The organism is Streptomyces ferrugineus (genome assembly GCF_015160855.1).
GTDB lineage: Bacteria > Actinomycetota > Actinomycetes > Streptomycetales > Streptomycetaceae > Streptomyces > Streptomyces ferrugineus.
The window spans coordinates 3880651-3901548 of sequence record NZ_CP063373.1 but is presented as its reverse complement, the minus strand read 5'-3'; the positions used below and the strand labels follow the sequence as shown (position 1 = coordinate 3901548).

At 73.0% G+C, this 20898-nt stretch carries 16 protein-coding genes; 2 read left to right on the top strand and 14 right to left on the bottom strand.

Annotation, left to right across the window (positions count from 1 at the left end; all coding sequences use genetic code 11):
- Positions 1-41: 41 nt before the first annotated feature.
- Entirely contained in the window at positions 42-851 is an 810-nt protein-coding gene (locus tag IM697_RS17775) for a LysR family substrate-binding domain-containing protein (protein WP_194048666.1), read from the bottom strand.
- A 57-nt stretch (positions 852-908) separates the two neighbouring features.
- Between IM697_RS17775 and IM697_RS17770 the strand changes: the two genes are divergently transcribed.
- Positions 909-1301 (top strand): DUF5997 family protein, encoded by a 393-nt coding sequence (locus IM697_RS17770; protein WP_194048665.1) that lies wholly within the window; start codon positions 909-911, stop codon positions 1299-1301.
- Between the two features lie 24 nt (positions 1302-1325).
- Here the strand turns inward: IM697_RS17770 and IM697_RS17765 are convergent, their stop codons facing one another.
- Complete coding sequence (locus IM697_RS17765; protein ID WP_194048664.1) at positions 1326-2288, bottom strand: Dyp-type peroxidase; 963 nt, start codon at positions 2286-2288, stop codon at positions 1326-1328.
- Positions 2289-2455: 167 nt separating this feature from the next.
- Between IM697_RS17765 and IM697_RS17760 the strand changes: the two genes are divergently transcribed.
- Positions 2456-4621, top strand: a complete 2166-nt coding sequence (locus IM697_RS17760) for a TerD family protein (RefSeq protein WP_194048663.1) — start codon at positions 2456-2458, stop codon at positions 4619-4621.
- Positions 4622-4724: 103 nt separating this feature from the next.
- On the opposite strand, the gene paaE is transcribed toward IM697_RS17760, so the two are convergent.
- The 12 genes from paaE to IM697_RS17700 all read right to left on the bottom strand — a co-directional run bounded on the left by paaE (position 4725) and on the right by IM697_RS17700 (position 20891).
- Positions 4725-5840 carry a 1,2-phenylacetyl-CoA epoxidase subunit PaaE gene (gene paaE, locus IM697_RS17755; protein ID WP_194048662.1) on the bottom strand — a complete coding sequence of 372 codons (1116 nt, stop codon included), beginning with the start codon at positions 5838-5840 and terminating at the stop codon, positions 4725-4727.
- On the bottom strand, positions 5841-6350 hold the full coding sequence (paaD, locus tag IM697_RS17750; protein WP_194048661.1) for a 1,2-phenylacetyl-CoA epoxidase subunit PaaD: 510 nt from the start codon (positions 6348-6350) through the stop codon (positions 5841-5843).
- On the bottom strand, positions 6344-7171 hold the full coding sequence (paaC, locus tag IM697_RS17745; protein ID WP_194048660.1) for a 1,2-phenylacetyl-CoA epoxidase subunit PaaC: 828 nt from the start codon (positions 7169-7171) through the stop codon (positions 6344-6346). The genes paaD and paaC overlap by 7 nt, the downstream gene beginning before the upstream one ends.
- Before the next feature lie 10 nt (positions 7172-7181).
- On the bottom strand, positions 7182-7475 hold the full coding sequence (gene paaB / locus IM697_RS17740) for a 1,2-phenylacetyl-CoA epoxidase subunit PaaB (RefSeq protein ID WP_194048659.1): 294 nt from the start codon (positions 7473-7475) through the stop codon (positions 7182-7184).
- Entirely contained in the window at positions 7472-8449 is a 978-nt protein-coding gene (gene paaA, locus IM697_RS17735) for a 1,2-phenylacetyl-CoA epoxidase subunit PaaA (RefSeq protein ID WP_194048658.1), read from the bottom strand. The genes paaB and paaA overlap by 4 nt, the downstream gene beginning before the upstream one ends.
- Positions 8450-8593: 144 nt before the next feature.
- Positions 8594-9481 carry a peptidoglycan-binding protein gene (locus IM697_RS17730; RefSeq protein WP_194048657.1) on the bottom strand — a complete coding sequence of 296 codons (888 nt, stop codon included), beginning with the start codon at positions 9479-9481 and terminating at the stop codon, positions 8594-8596.
- A complete protein-coding gene (locus tag IM697_RS17725) occupies positions 9481-11037 on the bottom strand; it encodes a DUF6519 domain-containing protein (RefSeq protein WP_194048656.1) in 1557 nt (518 codons plus the stop codon). The genes IM697_RS17730 and IM697_RS17725 overlap by 1 nt, the downstream gene beginning before the upstream one ends.
- A 75-nt stretch (positions 11038-11112) precedes the next feature.
- Positions 11113-13290: a hypothetical protein gene (locus IM697_RS17720; RefSeq protein WP_194048655.1), complete on the bottom strand. Its 2178-nt coding sequence runs from the start codon at positions 13288-13290 to the stop codon at positions 11113-11115.
- The gene (locus tag IM697_RS17715; protein ID WP_194048654.1) at positions 13290-17063 is read right to left on the bottom strand and encodes a putative baseplate assembly protein; all 3774 of its coding nucleotides are present in this window, start codon (positions 17061-17063) and stop codon (positions 13290-13292) included. Before IM697_RS17715 ends, IM697_RS17720 begins: the two co-directional genes overlap by 1 nt.
- A complete protein-coding gene (locus IM697_RS17710) occupies positions 17060-20161 on the bottom strand; it encodes a putative baseplate assembly protein (RefSeq protein WP_194048653.1) in 3102 nt (1033 codons plus the stop codon). The genes IM697_RS17715 and IM697_RS17710 overlap by 4 nt, the downstream gene beginning before the upstream one ends.
- Entirely contained in the window at positions 20158-20550 is a 393-nt protein-coding gene (locus IM697_RS17705; protein WP_194048652.1) for a GPW/gp25 family protein, read from the bottom strand. The genes IM697_RS17710 and IM697_RS17705 overlap by 4 nt, the downstream gene beginning before the upstream one ends.
- Entirely contained in the window at positions 20547-20891 is a 345-nt protein-coding gene (locus IM697_RS17700; protein WP_194048651.1) for a hypothetical protein, read from the bottom strand. The genes IM697_RS17705 and IM697_RS17700 overlap by 4 nt, the downstream gene beginning before the upstream one ends.
- Between the last annotated feature and the right edge of the window lie 7 nt (positions 20892-20898).

The window sequence follows — 20898 nt, the reverse complement described above, 5'->3', positions numbered from 1 at the left end:
GCCATGCGCTCTGCACCGCGGGACCTCGACCGGCCCGCTCGCTACGACCTGCGCCGGGGCTTCCCGCGCCGCGCGCCCTTGGCTCCCTTTGCTCCCTTGGCGCCGCCGCGCCGGCCGCCGCCGGTCCCGGTCCCGGTCCCCGGCTGGCGGCGTGCGCCGGCCCCGGTGTCGGGGCGCTTGCGCTTCGGCTGGTCCGTGGTCGCCGGGGGCTGGGACGTCGTACGGCCCCGTGTGCTGTTGACCGTTCGGCCGCGGACGACGCCGATGAAGTCCTCGACCAGGTCGGTGGTCGCCTCCTCCGGCCAGGACAGGGCGATGCTCGACTGCGGGGCGTCCACCAGCGTGCGGTAGGTGAGGTCCTTGCGGTGGTGGAGGCGGGCCAGCGACTGGGGGACGACGAGCAGGCCGACGCCCGCCGCGACGAGTTCGACGGCGTCCGCGGTGGTGGCGGGGCGCTCGAAGGCGGGCTCCCCCGGTGGCCGCTCCCAGCCCAGGACGTCGTCGAGGGGGTGGAAGACGACCTCGTCGGCCAGGTCCTCGGCGGTGACCTCCTCGACCGCCGCGATCACGTGGTCCTTCGGGACGACGACCACCGTGGTCTCGGTGTAGAGCGGGATCGCGCTGAAGAACGTACGGTCGACCGGAAGCCGTACGAAACCGGCGTCCGCGCCGCCCTCCCGGAGCAGTTCGGGCGCCTGCGCGGCGGTCACCGAGTGCAGGGTGAGGGGGATGTCGGGGAAGCGCTCGTTCCAGATCCGCACCCACTTCGAGGGGGTCACTCCCGGGACGTATGCGAGCCGGAACGACGGCGCTGCCTGCGGGGAGGACGGGGATGCTTCCGAGCCTGTCACCTGGCCAGGTTACCGGCCGTGGTCGGCGATCGTTCACTCGGTCGATACCCTGGGACCATGACGTCGCACCAAAGCACCCAGTCCATGAAGCCCGCGACCGCGGCGAAGAAGCTGGGTGTGTACCTCGAAGCCACCCCCGCCGAGTTCCGGGAGGGGGTCGTCACGCGCGCGGAGCTGAACGCGCTCCAGGCCGACCCTCCGCAGTGGCTGCGCGACCTGCGACGCGACGGCCCGCACCCGCGCCCGGTCGTGGCGCAGAAGCTCGGCGTCTCCATCGCGGGGCTGGCCCGCGGCGGTGCCACCGAGCCCCTGACCACCGAGCAGATCGAGGCGCTGAAGCAGGAGCAGCCTGAGTGGCTGGTCAAGGAGCGCGCCACCCAGGCCGAGGTGCGCAAGGAGGCGGCCCGGGTCAAGAAGCGGAACGCCGAGCGCGAGGCGCAGGGGTCCTGACCCCGGCCGGGCCGTCCCGGTCGGTCAGTCCGGGTCGTCCTCTTCCGGGATGGCCTCCAGGAAGGTCGCCGAGGGGCAGAAGAAGAGGGTTCCGGTGACGGCCTGGGAGTAGTCCAGGATCGGGTCGGGGCCGGATTCGGGGCCGCCCAGGAACATGTTGCGGAGCATGGACTCCGGTATCCCGGGTGTCCGGGCGTAGGCGATGAAGTACGTGCCGAACTCGCCGTGGCCGGGCCTGCCGAACGGCATGGCGCCGCGCAGTATCTCCAGCTCCTCCCCGTCCGGGCCGGTGACGGTGTTCACGTCGATGTGGGAGCCGGGGACGTCGAGCTCGATGTTGGTCAGCTTGGAGCGGCCGATCACCTTCTCCTGGGCCTCGACGGCGAGTGCCTCCCAGGCGTCGACGTCGTGCACGTACTTCTGGACGATCGCATAGCTGCCGGCCCGGAAGGTGGGGTCCTCGTCGCCGACGACGGCCGCCTCGGCCGCGGCCCGGCCGACCGGGTTCTCGGTGCCGTCGACGAAGCCGAGGAGGTTGCGCGAGTCGAAGTAGGCGAAGGCCTGGACCTCGTCCTGGACGGTGACCGCGCCGCGCAGCCGCTTCATGATCTCGGCGGACAGGGCGAAGCACAGATCCGTGCGCGCGGCGCGGATGTGGAAGAGCAGGTCTCCCGGGGTGGCCACGGCGCGATGCCGGGGTCCTTCCAACTCCTCGAAGGGATGCAGCCGTCGGGGACGCGGGCCCTCGAACAGCCGGTCCCACGCCGCGGATCCGACGCCGGCCACACAGCACAGGCCCCCGTCGGGACTGGGGAAACCGACGGCCCGTACGAGTCCCGCGAGGCCGGCCAGCAGATCGCGTACCGCGGGCTCTCCCCCAGGCTCCATCGTGACCACCAGGAACACCGCGACCGGTGCCGGCTGACTCAGCACGGGCTGCGGCAGTGCACCGGCCGAGCGTATGGACGACGGCTTGGATGACGGCATGGTTCCCCTCTCACCCTCGGACCCCGCCACCTAACGATGCCCGGCCGAACGGCGAACGATACCCGGCGATTTCACGCCCTTCCGGGGCATGTGCGCAGTGAGTTCCGGCCGGTTCGACCGCAAAAATCCGCATGCGAACGCTCGTGCGGATCTGGGATCATCCCGGCATGGTCCACCGTCTCGAACCCCTGGTCGTCCGGCACACCCGTCGCATCCCCCGCCCCTGTGGACCCGCAGGTGACGGGGCCGTCGCGGCACGGCAGTTCGACGCCGCGCTGCTGTCCGTGGGTTTCAAGCTCTCGGCGGAGCTGCTGGAGCGGCTGTCGGCGCTGAGCGAGGGCACGGTCGTCGACACCGCCGTGCGGACGCTGGGCACCGTGCGCGAGATGGTCGGCGACCATGTGCGGCACAACGTCTACTTCGTCGACTTCCCGGCCAACGTGCCGGACACGTACGACTTCTGGATGCGCTGCGTCGCGGAGGCCCTCGCCGACGACGGAGCGCGGGCGAGCGTTCTGGAGCAGCTCAGCGACGGTGTCGTCGATCTGCTCACCCTGCCGTCGTACGGCCGCTACCAGCACTCGTACACCGAGATGCTCGGCCACCACGAGGAGCTGATCGCCGCGGCGGGCGACCGTATGACGGTCCTGCACCTCGGCGGCGACGCGGACGACGAAGTCACCGCCCTGTACCTGGCGCTGGCGGGCAGCGGCACTCCGCTGGGCGAGGACGCGCTGCGGGACCTCGAGGCGCTCGCCGGGAAGTGCGTGGACGGGCCGCAGCCCGAGGAGATCCCGGTCCGGGAGAGCCGCGCCGTGATCAACCGGGCCCGGCTGCGGGCCGGTTCGCCGCCGCTGCTGGACACCGTCACCGATGTGCTGCGGCTGGCCTGCGCGCTGTCGGACGGCGATGTGACGCTGGTGACGGCCACGCGGTTCCGGGGGCTGTCCCGGCCGGTGCGCCGTGCCCTGCTGGCGGGCCTCGACTCGGTGGTCGCCGCCGCGCCCGCCAAGCTCGCGGACGTGCACCCGTACCGCGAGGACTTCAAGCGGCTCGGCGAGCGGCTGCACCCGCACGAGTACCCGCAGTGGCCGCACGCCGCCGACGTGTTCGCGGTCGCCCGGGGCGAGAAGGAGGCGCGCTCCTTCGACAGCCGGGTCGAGGAGCTGCTCGGCATGCACGACGTCACCGGCGCCGCGCGGCTGCTGAAGTCCGCGCCCGGAAAGCTGTTCCGGTCCCTGGACCGGCTGCTGCGCATGGCCCTCGACCAGGACGAGCGCACCGCGGTCGCGGCCGCCGCCGAGGAGGTCGTGGCCGAGGTCTCCGGACGGGTCCTGCTGTCGGTCCGCGAGCACCTCGCCAATCGCGCCCGGGAGACCGGCGAGCCCCGCGTGTTCGTGAACCGGCTCGGCCGCGCCTGGGTCACCGAGGACGAGCGTCCGCCCGTGCTGCCGCCCGAGCGGGAGCGCCTGGTGGCCGTCCTCGACGCGGAGCTGCGACGCCGGCTGCCCGCCCCGGACCATCTGCTGATCGACCCGGACGTCCTGGATGTCGCGCTGCCGCTCAGCGGCCGGGCGGCCCCGGCCGGGCTCGGTGTGCTGCCCCGCGGCTCGGTGTCCGCCGTGGAGGGCGAGCTGCTGCGCTTCTTCGTGTACTGGAAGCAGGCCGCCCACCGCACCGACTACGACCTGTCGGCGCTGATGCTGGACCCCGGCTACGCGACGGTGTGCTGGCTGGCGTACACCAACCTCGCGGACCTGGAGGGCGAGCACTCCGGTGACATCACCGAGGCACCCGACGGCGCCTCGGAGTTCATCGACCTGCGGCTCGGCGCCGTGCGCGGCGCGTTCGTCGTCCCGCAGGTCAACATCTTCGCCGGGGAGGGCTTCGAGGAGGTCGAGGAGTCGTTCTTCGGGTTCATGCTGCGGGACGCCGGGCAGCGGGGCCGTCCGTTCGAGCCGCGTACCGTGCGTATGAAGTCCGGTCTGCGCGGGCCGGGCCGGGTGGCGCTGCCGCTGGCGTTCCTGCGCGGCCTCGACGGACGCTGGCGCGCCAAGTGGCTGCACCTGTATCTGAAGGGGACCCCGTCGGCCAACCGAGTCGAGGCCAACCAGGTGTCGGTGGCGACGCTGCTGCGCGGCATCGTGGAGCGCGAGCAGCTCACCGTGCGCTATCTCACGGGCCTGATGGACGCCTCGACGACGACCTTGTGGGACGGCAGGACCGTCCCGGAGGGTCCCGTCACCTACATCGGCCTGGAGCGGCCCGAGGGGCTGCACCCCGAGTCGCGGATCGTCGTCCCCGGAAACCTGCGCGACCTGATCCCGGCGTGACTGTTAGAGTCGGCGGTGGCGAGGCCATGAAGGGACTTCCTTCTCAACTCCTTATTGAACTAGTCCTTTCGCTTTCCTCGCCACTCAACTCCCACCACCCGGCTCAGCTGTCGTAGTCGACCGCCAGCGTCTCCGAGACCGGGTAGGACTGGCAGGTCAGCACATAGCCCGCGGCCACCTCGGCCGTCTCCAGCGCGAAGTTGCGCCGCATGTCGGCCTTGCCGTCGGTGACCAGGGCCCGGCAGGTGCCGCAGACGCCGCCCTTGCAGGCGAACGGCAGGTCGGGGCGGGTGCGTTGGGCACCATCGAGGATGGTCCGCTCGCGCGGCAGGTCGGCGGTGGTGGAGCGGCCGTCGAGGGTGATGGTGACCTGGCTGACGGGCCCCTGCGGGCCGCCCTCCTCGTGGTGCACCTCCCGTACGGGCTCGTCGTCGGCGTAGAACAGCTCCTGGTGGACGCGCTCGTCCGGCACCCCGAGTCCCGCCAGCACGCCCTGCGCGTCCCGGACCATGCCGTGCGGTCCGCACAGCCACCAGTGGTCGGCGGTCCGCACCTCGACCAGGGCTCCGATCAGCGTGGCGAGCCGTTCGGCGTCGATACGGCCGGAGAGCACCTCGGCCTCGCGGGGTTCGCGGGAGAGCACGTGGGCGAGCTGGAACCGCGCCGGGTAGAGGTCCTTCAGGTCCGCCAGCTCGTCGGCGAACATCACGGTGTCGGTGCGGCGGTTGCCGTAGAAGAGGGTGACCGTGGAGCGGGAGTCGGCGGCCAGGACGGACTCGGCGATGGACATCATGGGCGTGATGCCGGAGCCCGCCGCGATCAGCACATGGTGGCCGGGCGTGGTGAGGTCGGGGGTGAAGGCGCCGGTGGGGGCCATCACCTCGACGGTGTCGCCGGGGTGGACGTCGTTGACGAGCCAGGACGAGAACAGGCCGCCGGGCACGACCCGTACGCCGATGCGCGGGCTGGTGCCGACCGGCGAGCAGATCGAGTACGACCGCCGCTCGTCGCGCCCGTCGATCTCGCGTCGCAGCGTCAGCGACTGGCCGGGCTCGAAGGCGAACTCCTCGGCCAGCTCGGCCGGGATGTCGAAGCCGACGGCGACGGCGTCCGAGCACAGCGGCTGTACGGCGGCCACGCGCAGGCGGTGGAAGGCCGGACGGCGCCGGGTGCGCGGGCGCGGCGCGGCGGCCGTCCCTGCTTCGGTGAGGCCTTCCATTCAGATCTCCTTGACGTACTCGAACGGCTCACGGCAGGCGCGGCAGCGCCACAGCGCCTTGCAGGAGGTGGCGGCGAAGCGAGAGGTCTCCTCGGTGTCCGCCGAGCCGCAGCGCGGGCAGGTCACCGCGTGCCGGGTGGGCGACAGCACGAGCGCGACGGGACCGCCGCGGGGTGCGGGGCCGGGCGGGGCGATGCCGTGCTCGGCGAGCTTGGTGCGGCCGGCCGGGGTGATCCAGTCGCTGGTCCACGGCGGATCGAGGACCGTACGGATCTCCACGCGCGGGTACCCGGCGTCCCGCAGCCGTGCGGCGACGTCCGCCCGCATCTCGGCCATGGCCGGGCAGCCCGAGTACGTCGGTGTCAGGCTCGCGACCACCGTGCCGTCCTCGGTCAGCTCGACGTCGCGCAGGACACCCAGGTCGGCCAGGGTGAGCATGGGCAGCTCGGGGTCCGGCACCTGCTCGGCGAGGTGCCGGGCGCGCCGGGCGTCGAGCAGCGTGCTCACCATGTCGCCTCCGGGTGGGCGTGGGCCACGCCCTGCAACTCGGCGAGCAGCGGGGCGAGATGCTCGGTGTGCTCGCCGTCGCGGCCGGATCCGGGCAGCGGCCGGTACACCGGCATGGGCAGTCCGGCCGCCGTGGTGACCTGCTGCAGCACCGCCACGACCTCGTCCCGTACGTCGTACGCCGTGAACAGCTCGCCCAGATACGGCGCCACCCGGTCCTGGGCACGGCGCATCCTGCGGTGCGACTCCTCGGTGCCGTCGCCCAGGCGCACCGCCCACTCCGCCGCGTACTGCCGGTGGTAGGCCAGCTCCTTGACGCCCTTGGCGGCGATCGCCGCGAGCACGGGGTCCGGGTGCGAGGCCAGCCGCTCGAAGTGCGCGAGCCGCCAGCTGGAGAGCACCAGCAGCCGCACGATGGAGAACGCGAAGTCGCCGCCCGGGAGTTCGGCCAGGCGTACGTTGCGGAACGCGTCGGCGTCGCGGAAGTAGGCGTAGGCGTCCTCGTCGCGGCCGGTGCCGTCGACCTGGCCGGCACGGGAGTAGAGCAGGCGGGCCTGGCCGAGGAGGTCGAGGCCGATGTTGGCCAGCGCCACCTCCTCCTCCAGCTCGGGGGCGCGGGTGATCCACTCGGCCAGGCGCTGGGCCGAGACCAGGGCGTCGTCGGCCAACGCCACGCAGACGGCGGCCAGTTCACCGGCGTCGACGCCCTCGGGCAGGGTGGTGTCGACGCCGTGCAGCGGGTCCTCGAATCCGGTGCCGTAGGCCCAGCGGGTGTCGTCCTCGTGTCCCTCGGCGAGGGTCAGGTAGACGTGGTCGTCGCTCATGCCCTCTCCTTCAGATGTGCGGGACGTCGTCGGGGATGTCGTAGAAGGTCGGGTGGCGGTAGACCTTGTCGGCGCTGGGCGCGAAGAAGGGGTCCTTCTCGTCGCGGGTGGAGGCGGCGATGTGCTCGGAGCGCACCACCCAGATGCTGACGCCCTCGTTGCGGCGCGTGTACAGGTCGCGGGCGTGGGTGAGCGCCATGCGGTCGTCGGCGGCGTGCAGCGAGCCCACGTGGACGTGGTTGAGCCCGCGCTTGCCGCGCACGAACACCTCGTACAGCGGCCAGTCCTGCTTCCCGGCGCTCATGCCGCCGCTCCCTTCTCGGCACGGGCGGCCTGCTTGGCCGCGTGGGCGGTGGCCGCCTCGCGCACCCATCCGCCCTCCTCATGGGCGCTCCTGCGCCGCTGCATCCGCTGGGCGTTGCACGGTCCGTCGCCCTTGATGACCCGCATCAGCTCGTCCCAGTCGGGGGTGCCGAAGTCGTGGTGGCCGCGCTCGGCGTTCCAGCGCAGCTCCGGGTCGGGCAGGGTGACGCCGAGCTTCTCGGCCTGCGGGACGGTCATGTCGACGAAGCGCTGGCGCAGCTCGTCGTTGCTGTGCCGCTTGATCTTCCAGGCCATCGACTGCGCCGAGTTGGGCGAGGCGTCGTCGGGCGGGCCGAACATCATCAGCGAGGGCCACCACCAGCGGTTCACGGCGTCCTGCACCATCTCGCGCTGGGCCTCGGTGCCGCGCATCATCGTCATCAGCAGCTCGTAGCCCTGCCGCTGGTGGAAGGACTCCTCCTTGCAGATCCGCACCATCGCGCGCGCGTACGGCCCATACGAGCTGCGGCACAGCGGCACCTGGTTGCAGATCGCGGCGCCGTCCACGAACCAGCCGATCACTCCGACGTCGGCGAAGCTCAAGGTCGGGTAGTTGAAGATCGACGAGTACTTCTGGCGGCCCTCGATCAGCCGGTCGGTCAGGTCCGCGCGGTCGGCGCCCAGGGTCTCCGCCGCCGAGTACAGGTACAGCCCGTGCCCGGCCTCGTCCTGCACCTTGGCGAAGAGGATCGCCTTGCGGCGCAGCGAGGGCGCGCGCGTGATCCACTCCCCCTCGGGCTGCATCCCGATGATCTCCGAGTGGGCGTGCTGCGCGATCTGCCGGATCAGCGTCCTGCGGTAGCCCTCCGGCATCCAGTCCCGCGGTTCGATCCGCTGGTCACGCGCGATCGTCGCGTCGAAATGCCGCTGGAGCGGCTCCTCGGGGGGCGCCTCGGCGGAGTGTGCAGTCGTCATCGAATCCCGCTTCCCAACCGACCATTCGTTCGGTATCCAGTGTGACGTGTTTCCGCCAGGGGAGCAAGACCCTCCCGGCGCGCGAAAAGCGGCCCAGGGCACCCCCACGGGGTACCTGGGCCGCTTCGGTGCCAGCCGGCGCCGTCACACGTTGGGCACCTTCAGCTTGTCCCAGCTGACCTTGCCGGGGATGCCGTCCGCGTCCTTGCCCTTGAAGCCGAGCTTGTGCTGCCAGGCGGCGTAGGAGCGGCGGTCGGCCTCCGACCACTCGGGGCCCGGCCCCACCTCGTAGCGGCTGCACCCCTCGGCGACCAGGCGGCGGCCCATCGCGGTGATGATCGGGGACTTCTGGCCGATGCGGAAGAAGCCGCTGCCCGGGAAGGGCTCCAGCTTCGGCTTGGGCGCGGGCTTCGGGTCCGGCTCGGGCTTGCCTCCCCCGCCGCCCTTGAGCCGCTGCGCGATGCGTTTGCGCATCCCGTCCATCGTGAAGCCGCGCGGGTCGGTCTTGCCCGGCTGCCACTCCTTGTGGCCGATGACCGAGCGCTCGCTCCAGCCGTGGTGCCGGCAGATCGCGGCCGAGACCTTCTCGATGGCCTCCTTCTGCGCCTCGGGCCAGGGGTCCTTGCCGTCGCCGAGGTTGATGCACTCGAAGCCGTAGAAGCGCGCGTTGCCGTCGGTGTCCGCCTCGTTGTCGTGCGGCAGCTTCGACTCGTTGATCACGGCGCGCAGGACGTCGCTGTCGCCGAGGCCGGCGTGGTTGGCGCGGCCGTTGCCGACGAGATGGACGTGGCCCTTCTTGTCGATGACGCCGTGGCAGAGCGGGCCGGGCAGCCCGGAGTAGCCGTTGTAGCAGATGTTCACCGAGCTCTCGGTGCCCTTGGTGACGGTGTGGTGGATCATCACGCCGTTCACCGGGCCCCAGCGGCCCTTGCTGTTGCGGTTGTGGGTGCGCCAGCTGCGGACCTCGTGGACCGTCAGGCCCTCCGCACGGAGTATCTCCACCATCTTGGACGCGCTCAGGGGCTTGGCCATTACTCGTCTCCTTCCGCCGCGGCCTCCGCTTCCGCCGTCGTCTGCGACCTGCCGCCCGACGGGTCCTCCGCCAACCGCTCCTCGCGGCGCGCCTGTTCCTCCGCCGCCAGCGTCGCCTCGTCCGCGGCCGGGATGCTGCTGGCCAGCGGGGGGAACGCGAGGCGCAGATCGACCGTGCCGCCCTCGCCCTTGACCAGGGCCAGCGGGGCGAAACCTCGGACGATGCCGGAAGGGCCCTGGAGCAGCGGCCGCCGGGCCGCGTCCGTGGGCCACTCGACACCGCCGGTGGCGTTGCGGGCGGGGACGATCCAGTGGTCGCCGGTGCGGTAGGCGGCGCCCTTGGCGAAGTACACCTCGACGCCGTCCTCCAGCGGCAGCCACTCCCCCTCCGTGACCGGCACCGCGCCACCCTTCAGCGCGGTCGTACGGCCCTTGCGCCTGGGTCCCTCGTGGTGGTCCCAGCGGCGCAGGAACGGGTTGAGGTGGGGCAGCCGGCCGACGGACGGGTCGGGCTCGGCGCTGAGGCGGACGCGACGGCCCGGCAGGTCCAGCTCCTCGACCCGCAGCAGCGGCAGGGGCTCCAGGCGGGAGGCGTACGCGGTGTCGACGAGCTCGACGTGGTCGCCGACGTCCAGGTCCAGCTTGTCGTCGTGGCCGAGGGACGCCAACCGCACCCAGGTGCCGTCGAGTTCGTCGACCGGGAACACCACCGAGCCGTTCTCCCGGGACCACTTGAAGGTGGCGTCCTTCGCCTCGCCGCCCGCGTGCACCTCGACCCGGTAGAGCTGGTTCTCCTGGCCCCGGTAGCGGGCGTCCGGCTTGACCAGGCAGGGGTCCTCGTCGGCGTGGTCGGGCCGCTCGCTGCGGGCGGCGAGCCGTGCGGTCGACACTGCCTGCTTCCGCGCCCACTTGTCGAAGGCGGCCCGCACGACCTCCTTGGACGGGTCGGTCTCCTCGATGTCCAGCGCGGCCAGCGACAGCGGCAGCACCTGCCAGACGACCTTCACACGGGCGGCCGTGTCCGGCATCGCGGCACCGAGCGCGACCTCGCGCAGGGCCGGGTCCTCGGCTGCGGAGACGGCGCGCTCCCACACGCTCAGATAGACCACGAACGGCGACATGGCCGGCGACGGCAGCCGGTCGCCGGGCTTCTCCGGGTCGCGGAAGCCGTCGGGCTGGTCCCAGTAGGTCCAGTACGCGGGCGGGGCGGCGGCGTCCTGCTCCGCGGAGTCCTCGGCGTCCTCGTCCGGGACCGGGACGCCGGGCGCCGGGCGGGTCGCGTCGCACAGGATGCCGTCGACGTAGTAGCGGCCGCCGTGGATGTGGAGCGTGTCGATGTCGTGCTTGCCGCCCACGTAGTCGATCCTGAAGCCCGCGGCGTCGCGCGGCCCGCCGTGCCGGCCGATCAGGTCGGCGGCGAGGGTGCGGGCCTGGTGGAGCTGGATCGCGGTCTGCTCGTTGATGTCGGCGTCGAGCTGGACACGCCCCTGCTGGGCGATGACCGCCGAGTAGCGCCGCTGCGGGCGGAACGTGAGGCGGGAGAGGTCAGCGTGCATGAAGGGGGTCCCCCTGGTTCAGGAAAGTGCGGGTAGGGCTTACGGCGGCGCGCGCCTCAGGGCTCATGTCTCGCCTCACGTCACGAAGAGGATTCCGGCATCGGTGCCCGCCGGGGTGTACTCCGCGAGCCGTGCCCTCAGGCCGTCCTCGCGCTGCGGCCGGTACAGGTCGTGGAAGGCGCCCATCTCGGCTCCGTCGTCCGAGCCGCGCCGGATCTCCTCCGCACACCGGTCGGCGAGCAGCCCGTACCAGGGCGTCCCGTAGCGCTCGGAGGTGAACAACGGCCGTACGCGACCGGCCTGTTCGGGCCCGGCCAGGTCGGGCTGGCAGCGGTGGCGGCGCGGGGTGCGCGAGCCGGGCGGCACATACGAGTACCTGAGGCAGCCGATGCCGCGCCGGGCCACGTGCAGCCTGCCGGTGAGGATCGAGTTCTCGGCGATCTCCACGGCGTGGGTGAAGATCTCGCCGATGACCGTGGTGCGATGCAGCCGCAGCACCGCGTGGGCGTGCCGGCAGTCCGGCGCGGACAGCGCCTCGCGGCCGGGGCCGGTGGCGTCGAGGATGCTGTCGCGGAGGTGGATGTCGAGGGGGTCCTCGCTCACCTCGTCGCCGATGACCTCGATGGTGCCGAGGATGCTGTGCTCGATCTGGAGGCACGCGGTGGTGCGCTCCAGGACGATGCTGGGCTCCTCGGGCGAGTGCGGGTCGCACTCGGGCTCCAGCGACCAGCCCGGCACGAGCGTGGAGTGCCGTACGACGACGGCGCCCATGGGGCCGGTGACGTTGATGCCGCGTCCGGCGACCAGCAGTCCGTCGAGGACGACGCGGGGACGCTCGTGTGGGGCGCAGTCCTCGGACACCGCGCGGATGTTGAGGGCGTCGGGGCGGTTGCTGTACCAGTCGAGCAGCCGTATCACCGGCCGGGTGCCCTCGGCGGCCCGCACTTCGAGCCGGTCTCCGGGGTCGAGGTCGAAGTCGAGCTGCTCCTGGTAGGCGCCGCTGTGCGTGATCTCGATGATGCCGTCGGGGCCGGTCCGCCCGGCGCGGCGGTCGTGCTGCCAGGCCCGGTAGGCGTCCATGATCTGGCGGTACGGCTGCCCGGGCCCCACTCGGTACACCTCGGCGTCGGGACGCGCCTCGCGGTCGGGGCGGTCGTACTCGCCGCCGCCCATGTCGGCGCCGAACGCGTAGTGGTAGTCCACCCACACGCCCTGCCGGGGCGCCGAGCGGGACCCGAACGCGATCCGCCCGAGCTCCGGGTCGACGGCGACCTGGCCGCGCTTGGGCCGGTAACGCCAGTCGGACAGGTCGGCTACCACGATGTCGGACGGCGGCACGGGCTGGTCCTCGCCGTCGCGCCGGATGACGAGGCTCTTGCCGGGGCCGTAGTAGTCGGTGAGCCGGTCGTGGAGCTGACGGCGAGTGACGAACGCCGGAACGTTGTCGATGGTCGCGATGTGCGTGGGCGACGGCTCCGGGAACGGCTTCGTCACCAGCGGGGTGTCGTTGCCCAGGATCGAGAAGGTGTAGAGGTTGCGGGCGCGGTCGATGCAGTACGCCGGCGACTGGGTGAGCGAGTGCGCCTTGAGCCGCCAGACGAACAGCGCCACCCCGGCCGGCGTCCAACCGCCCTGTCGGTGCCGGGAGTCGGCGCGGCGCACGTCGGCCGTGCGGGCTGTGGCGCCGAAGGGCCCGCCCGCGAGGTCGAGGGCGGAGTTGTCGCGCAGGTCGACGAGCCGGCCGCGGTGGGTACGGTGACCTGCGCCCAGCTTCACCGGCTGGGTGTGGGCGACCTGCCGGGACAGCTCGACGGCGCGGGCGGGCCAGCCGGTGACCTGCTCGGAGAGTTCCTCCAGGAGGTGGAGGGTGCCCTTGCGGCGCCGGTTGGCGACCGTGGCGGCCACCTCGCGGCGCGGGGCGACGGCCTCGGCGAGCGCGGCGCGGCCACCCTCGTGCAGGCCGGTCGTCAGAACACGCTCGTAGCCGGGCAGGGTGCGATAGCCGACCAGGTCGCCCAGGTACGGCAGCACCCAGGGCGCCGCGGTCTCCACGAACAGGTCCTCGTAGCCCTGCTGGACGCCGTCGCGGACCCGGTCGAGCTGCTCGGCGATCACCGCGAGCAGCGCGCGCAGCGGCTCGCCCTCCTCGGCGTCGCGCAGCAGGTGCCAGCGGGGCAGCAGCGCGGCGAGCCCGTCCGGCTCCCTGGACGTCGTCGCAGGGGTCTGCGTCTCGAACTGGACGTCCGGGGACATCACTTGACCTCCGTCAGAATCAGGGTGTCCGCGGCCTTCGGCGACAGCATCGCGAGCTGGGCCGGGCGGATACCGCGGAAGACGAACACCGAGCGGCCCTTCGCCAGGCGGCGGGTGTCGGTGATGTCGGGGTTGAGGCGCAGGAGTTCGGCGAGCGGGACACCGTATTTCGCGCAGATCTCCGACAGCGTCTCGCCGTTCGCGGCGCGGACGGTGTGGATCTTCTCGTCGTATGTCGCCGGGTGCGCCGGGACCGACGGCTTCGGCGGGCCGGGGTCGGTGAGGATCCCGGTCAGCTCCTCGGGCGTGGCGGACGCGGGGACGCCCGTGAAGACGTCGACGTCCACGTAGTCGACGCCGGGCACGCTGTGGGCGGTGGCCAGGACGTCCGAGAGCCGGGCGGGGCGGCCCAGCTCCCGTCCCTCGTAGCCGAGTCGGCGGAGCAGGGCTGCGCGCAGGCGCGGCTCCACGATCTCCCAGGCGTGGTCGGGGGCGACCTTCACCTTGGCGGCGGTCAGCAGCAGGACCAGCTCGCGCACGTCCACCCGGACCGGGAGGTTCATGTCCCCGTACTCGGTGAGCGCGCCGCGCAGGGCCTTGAGCGTGTCGGAGTCGCCGTCGATCGGCACGTCGTCGGTGCCCGCGACCGTCACGTGCAGCACGCGCCGGCGCCCGTCGAAGAGTTCGCGGGCGGCGGCCCGGCCGATGCCGGCGCGGGAGCGGGCGAAGTCCTCGTAGTCGGAATCGGAGACGAGGCGGTCCAGCGCGGAGACCGCGAGCGGGATCGTACGGCGGGTGAGGCCGGGGCCGTCCGCGTCCGCACCGCCCTTGGCCGGGCGCGGGTTGGTCACCTGGGTGACGCCGAGCGGCCGGGTGAGGGGCTGGGTGACGCGGTCGGCGGCGACGTTGGCGGCCTTGCCGGTGCCGAAGCGGTAGCGGGCGCGGACGTTCTCGTGTCCGGAGGGCAGCCGGGCGCCGTTGACGCCGTCGCCGAAGGTCACCGTCGTACGGCCGTCGGCGGTGGACCCGGTGATGTAGACCCGCTCGCCCGGACCGCGTCCGGCCAGGCTGTCGACCTCGTGCCACAGGACGCCGTCGACCCGGACCTCAAGGACCGGGGTGGCGCCGAGGGGGTTGTCGTCGGCGAGCCACGTCAGCGGGGACTGCCAGAGCGCGAACGTCTGGTTCACCCGGTCGGAGTCGCCGCTGCCGATGGCCTCCTCGCGGCTCTCGCCGTGGGTGGCCTCGACGACGTTGCCGAGGATCCTGACCGTCTCGCGCCGGTAGCGGTGGGCGAGGTCGGCGGTCAGGGTCAGGCGGGTGTGGACGTGGTCGCCGGGCAGTCGGGGGTCGACGACCGGGTCCGCGGCGGCGATGGTGACGACCTCGGTGGCCCTGACGCCCGCGGTCCCCGGGATGTCGCTGCGCTCGCCGCTCACCATGAGCGTGCGTCCGGGCCGCAACCCGTCGTACAGCTCGGCGAGTTCGATCTCGTTGCCGTGGACGTCCTCGCCGAGCGGTTCGCCGGCCAGGCGCAGCGGTTCGCCGGCCGCGTGGACGGTGGTGTCGCGGATGTGCGAGAGCAGGACGTCGAACTCGTCCAGCCACGGGTCGGCCAGGGTGAGTTCGGTGCCGCGCCCGGTGATGCCGTAGTTGGTGTACGCCGCCGTACGCGCCGCGACGACCTGGGTGGTGACGAACGCGAGCTTGTCATCGCCGGGGATGCCGTTCTGGGCGCCCTTGGCGGGCCGCTGGACGGCGACCCAGCTGCCGACCGTGATGCCGGTGTGGACGGTGTCCAGTTGCAGGACGCGGCGGTTGATGGGCTCGGGCTTGCTGGCGATGACCACCTCGACGTTGGGCTCGGTGGTGCCCACCGTGTACTTGAGGGTGACCTCGTACTCGCCGTGGGTGAACTGCTCGCTCGCGTTCGGCCGCAGCGCGATCTGCTCGGACGTGCCGTTGTGGACGCCGACGTGGATCAGGCCCTCGTCGTCCGGCCGGGACACGAACAGGGTGCGCTCGGGCAGGCCCGAGTGGAGACGGGCCGTGACGCCGGGTTCCTGGGAGTCGGTGGGGCGGCGGTTGAGCCAGTTGAGGTCGCGGTCCTGGCTGGAGCGCACCGACAGCTCGACCTGGCCCGTGCCGAGCGGGAAGGTCACCGGCTGGGCGCCGGTCAGGTTCTCGGCACGCTGGTCGGAGCCGCTGCCCTCGACGTACTGGAACTCGGCCCGGACCGGAGTGCGCCCCGACGTGTCGTACACGACGCGCATGCTCGCCAGTACGGCGCCCGTGAGCGGCCAGTCGGCGGTGCGGATGACCCGGCCGCGGTCGTCCTGGACCGGCTTGAGCGGGGCCGTGGCGCCGAAGGGTGCGGCGGTGACCCGCAGGGCGAGCAGTTCGCGCAGGAGCTGCGGGGTGCCGGGGGCGGCGGCCGTGCGCCACGCCGGGTAGAGGGTGCCGAGGCCGGGGTTCAGGGCGGAGAGCAGGCGGGCGGTGTCGCCGCCCGGACGCCGGGTGCCGGCGCCGCCCTGCGGGGCGGGGCTCGCTGCGCGCAGGGCGGGCAGGACGGCGCCCAGGGTCCGCAGGGCGGCCGCACGCGGATCCACCGCGCTCTTCGTCGCGGCCGGCACCGGCTCGCTCTCGTCGGGCTGGGCGGGCGCCAGCCCCATGGCCCGCTCGGCGAGTTCGGCGAGCACGGCCTCCAGCTGCTCGAACCAGGCCGCCACATCCGGATACGGCTCGGCCAGCACCTGTGCCTCGCCGAGCCGCGCGACGGGTTCGGCCAGGCGTGCCGCGAGCCGCTCGGGGGTCTTGATGCCGTCCAGATCGTCCCGGAGCGGCTGCAGGACCTGGTCCTCGAAGTCCTCGATCAGCCGGCTGACGGGGCGCGGGTTGGGCACCTCGGGCGTGGGCGGCTCGTCGCCCGGCTCACCCGGGGCCGCGGGGGCGGCGGTCCAGCGCCGTACCTCGTCGACGAGCTCCCTCAGGGTCGGCGGGGCCGACTTCGGCAGGGAGATCGCGGTGATCTCGTCCTCCCGGTCGACACGCGTCTTCGCGACGGGCAGCAACCTGCGTTTGCCGCCCGCCTGTTCGCCGAAGACGAAGAGCAACTGGTCGCCGGTCCTGAGGGAGTTCGCCGTGCCCTCGACGAAGATCTCCGAGCGGCGTTCCAGATCCTCGGGCGTGACGAGGGAGGGGCGCCGGCGGCGTACCTTCAGCTCGTTCCAGTCCCAGCGGGCCGTCAGGTCTCGGGCGGTCTCGAAGGTCAGGGACTGCTCGTCGGCGGAGGCGGGCACGCTGTGGCTGCGGGCGCCGCGCGGGATCAGCACGGGCAGCGTCTCGGCGCGCGGGTCGCGTTCCAGGGTGTACGCCAGATGCGTGGCGGCGGCGACTCCCGGGCGCGGGCGGTGGCCGACGAGGCGGCCGAGCAGGACCAGCGAGCGGTGCTCGTTGGCCGTGCGGATGTAGGCCTCGTCGGCGATGCGCTCGGAGTGGAAGGTGAGCAGGTCGCCCAGGACCGCGGTGGCGTCGAGGAGGCCGATCGCGGGGTCGTCCGGGGTGCGCACGGTCAGGCCTCGCAGGGCCGGGTACGCCGGTGACGCGAGCCGGTCGAGCAGGGCGGCCCGGAAGGAGCCGTACTCGCCGACGCGGTAGTCGAGCGCCGTGCGGCCGGGCGGGTTGTGCACCGGGGCCGGGGCGAGGCGCTCGTCGTGGCCGCTGCGGCAGGCGCCGCCGCAGCCGCAGTCGTCGGTGATCGTGCCCTCGGTCATCGGGCACCTCCCAGGGATATCGCCAGCCGGCCGTTCTCCGGCCGGTCCGGGTCGTTGTCGCAGGTGGCGATCTCCAGCGGGCCGAGCCGCAGCACGCCGTCCTCCCTCTCTCCTCGGTCCGGCTCGAACAGCCTTCGCAGCCGGGTGACCTGGACGCTCTCCACGCCGGGCACGGCAGCCGCGACGGCGACCAGGCGGCTGAGCCGCACCGGTTCGCCGAAGGTCAGCTCGTCCGGGTGGAAGAAGCCCCGCACACCGCTGCCGAGCACGCGGTACAGCCCGGCCAGGATCTGCCCGTGCTGGTGGCCGGGCGCGGCGCACACGGTCAGCGCGATGTCCAGCGGCACCAGCCGCGCGGCGCCGACCACGAGGTCGTGCCCGATGCGCCGGTACGGCTCCAGGGCCTGCTCGACCGATGCCAGCAGTTCGGCGGACGGGGCGCCGGTGCCGTACGCGTCGACCGCGATGTGCGCCTCCTGGATGCTGCCGGTCCAGCGCAGGTCCGCCGCCGCCCGCTGGACGCCGGGCAGGGCGCCGGCGAGGGCCGCGTAGTCCTCGGCGGTGACCGCGCGCAGCCTGGTGCGGCGCAGGTCGAGCGGGGCCAACTGGCGTACCTGCTCGACGGGTTCGGGTTCCGTGCCGCCGACTGCGGGCAGCGGGTTGCGGACCACGGCGGCGGGCGGCTGCTCGCAGTCGGACTGGACGACCAGGTGGTTGATGGCCTCCGCGCCGACGTTGCCGGCCGTCCCGCCGCCGAGGCGGTAGTGCGCGGCGAGCCGTGATCCCGGGGTCGGCCGGGCGCCGTGCCGCCCGTCGCCGAAGCGCAGGGCGAGACGGCCGTCGTCCTCCAGCTCGCCGACGAAGTGCCGGTCGCGGGGGCCGCTGTCGAGCAGGTCGCGGCGCGGCGCCCAGACCTCGTCCTCCCCGTTGTGGAGGCGTACGGCGGGCAGGGCTCGGCGCGGGTCCTGGTCGAGCGCGGCGGTCGCGGAGCCGCGCAGCACCAGTTCCCCGGGGTGCAGGCCGGCCGCGTACGCCGGCCCCCAGCTGTGGGCGATCTCCCACGCGATGTGCCCGTCCAGGACGGTGCCCGCGCGGGCCCGTGCCGTGAGGACCTCGATCCGGCGCAGCTTGGCGTCGAGCAGTTCGTCGCTGCGGTGCAGGAGTTCGCGCAGTGCACGGACCGGGTGGCGGCGCAGCTCGATGCGCTCCAGGATCCGCAGGCCGTAGATCACCGTGAGTTCGGAGATCTCCTCTTCGGCGAGGCCGTCCCGGTCGCGGGCGCTGCGCCACAGCTCGACGAGCCGCTGCCGCACCCGCCCCGGAATCGCACCGATCCGCTCGGCCTGCCCGGCGGCGACGGTGCCGAGATCCGGGAACGGCACCGCCTGTACCACGGGCGCGCGGCCGAGGACGGGACGGAAGCGGGGCTGGATACCCGGGTACACGGACTGGGCGAGCAGCGTGCGCAGGGCAGCGGCCTGCGCGTACGCGGTGCCGGGCACGACGCGCTCGTGCCGCTGACCGGCGCGCTCCAGACCGATTCCGGCTCTCCCGGTCGCTCCCTCGCCGACGACCTGGAACAGCTCGCGGACGTCGTCGGATGTCAGTGCCTCACCCGACTCCGCCTTGTCCGTCAGGGAGTTGATGAGCCGGGCGGGTGCGTTGCCCTCTTCCGGGTCGTGGCAGCCGAACGCGGGCGGGTCGCACGGGGCGACCTCGGCGGGCACCTGCGGGACGGTGAACGTCTCGGGCAGCCCGTGCAGGGTACGGCCGTGGTCGACGAGGACGATGTTGCCGCGGGCGAGGGTCACGTCCTCGACGGGCAGGCAGTCGCGGCCGCCGCGCGTGGTGAGGCAGAGCGGGAAGCGCAGGGCGTCCTCGGCGGCCCAGGTGATCTCCAGGACCGGCTGGTCCTCGATGCGGTCCACGGCCGGGGTGACGGAGGTCAGGCGGACGGCCTGCCGGTGGCCAGGGTCGGCGTCGCCGGGGGTGCCGGTGCGCGGGCCCTTGACCTCCTCCAGGACCAGCAGGTCACCGGGCCGGAGGTCGAGTCGACGGTCCCGGCAGGTCTCCGGGTCGACCCACGCGTCGCGCAGGGTGGCGGCGGTGGCGCCCTTCGGCAGGGTGCAGACCTCGCCGCCCCACGTCCACAGCCGGATCGCGTTGTGCGCGACGCGCAGGGGCAGCGGGTCGGCGGTCACGACGGGCTCGAAGACCTCCACCGAACCGCGCTCGTCGAGGTCGCCGAGGTCGGCCTCGTCGATGACCGTGCCGGGCTCGGGGCGGTCGTGCGGGTCTAGGGTGCGGACGTCGACGGAGGCGAAGCGGTAGGTGCCCGGGGCGAGGGTGTGGTCGCCGGCGGTCTCGACGGCGACGTAGGCGCGCGCCGTACAGCCGTCGTGCATCGCGTAGTCGATGAGCCGGACGTGCCGGCGTACGGAGACGCGGCGCCGCGCGGTGTCGAGGTAGGCCTCGGTGGCGACCGCGTCCTGCTGGTAGCTGATCTGGTCGCCGGTGTACGCGAGCAGTTCGACGAGGGTCATGCCGAGGTCGGCGGGGTTGCGCTCCACCCAGTCGGGCGTGGTGAGCGCGAGCCGGTCGAGGAGCAGCTTGCGGATGGTGTCGTAGTCGCGCGCGGTGTAGTCGATGACGGGGGCGGCCGGGAAGTCCGTGCCGGCCCGCTCGTCCTCCTTGCAGTCGAAGGGCGTCGGGCAGTCGGGCCGGAAGACGAAGGTGGCGCTGTGGTAGCGCTGGTCGAAGCCGCGGTAGGGCTCGGTGCCGGGCCGGCCGTACGGGTCGGTCTCGACCAGGGAGAGCCGGTAGCGGGAGGTGTCGCCGGCCCGGTCGAGGGTGACGTAGAGCCGGTCGTCGAGTTCGGGGTCCTCCTCGCGCTCCACGCTGACGTCCACGGCGGTGATGCCGGTGATGCGCCGGCCGCCGTCGACGCGGACGTTCTCGGGGCCGAGGCCGTGCGGGGCCTTGCCGAGGAAGCTGACGGTGAGCAGCAGTCCGTCGTCGCTGACCTCCACGGAGTCGACACCGCCCAGCTGTGCGGCGCGGACCTTGGCGCGGCGGGAGGTGACGGTCGTGCCGGTCATGCCGCGGCCCTCCCTTCGAAGACGTCGTCGCGGCGGGCGCCGTCGGCGCGCACGACATACGACAGCTGCACACGGACGACGTTGTCCTCGCTGACCACGTCGAGGGCCTCCACGTCGATGAGGTCGCCGAGCCAGCGCTGGAGCGAGGCCTGGACGGAGAGTTCGAGGGTGCTGACCAGCTCGGGGCTGGTCGGGGCGAAGACCAGGTCGAGGAGACCGCAGCCGAAGTCGGGGCGCATCACGCGTTCGCCGGGGCTGGTGAACAGCAGTTGCTCGATGAGGTCGTGGACGTGCTCGCCACGGGTGGCGTGCGCGGTACGGCCCCGGCGGTCGGCGTGCAAGGGGAAGGCGATGTCGCCGCGGGGGCGGCTGCTGGTGTGGCGGCTCATCGGACGGTGACCTTTCGCTGCGCGGCCTGGACGACGGGCGGGCCCTGCGGCACGAAGGCCGCGGAGAAGCACTCGGCCGCGGAGGTGTCGAGCAGCACCGGCGCGCCGTCGACGGTGATGCCGGTGCCGTCGGCGGTCCAACGGACCGTCACGCACGGCGCGGGCACGCCGTCGACGGTGTGCGGGCAGCCGGTGACGACGTAGCTGTGGGCGGCTGTGGCGACGGCGGCGCCCGTGATGCTCACACCGCCGGACGGTGAGGTGGCGGCGGTGACGCGGCCGCCGTGCGGGCAGCCGATCACGGTGTCGGCGTCGAGCAGAATCCCGGATGTCCCGGACACGTTCTTC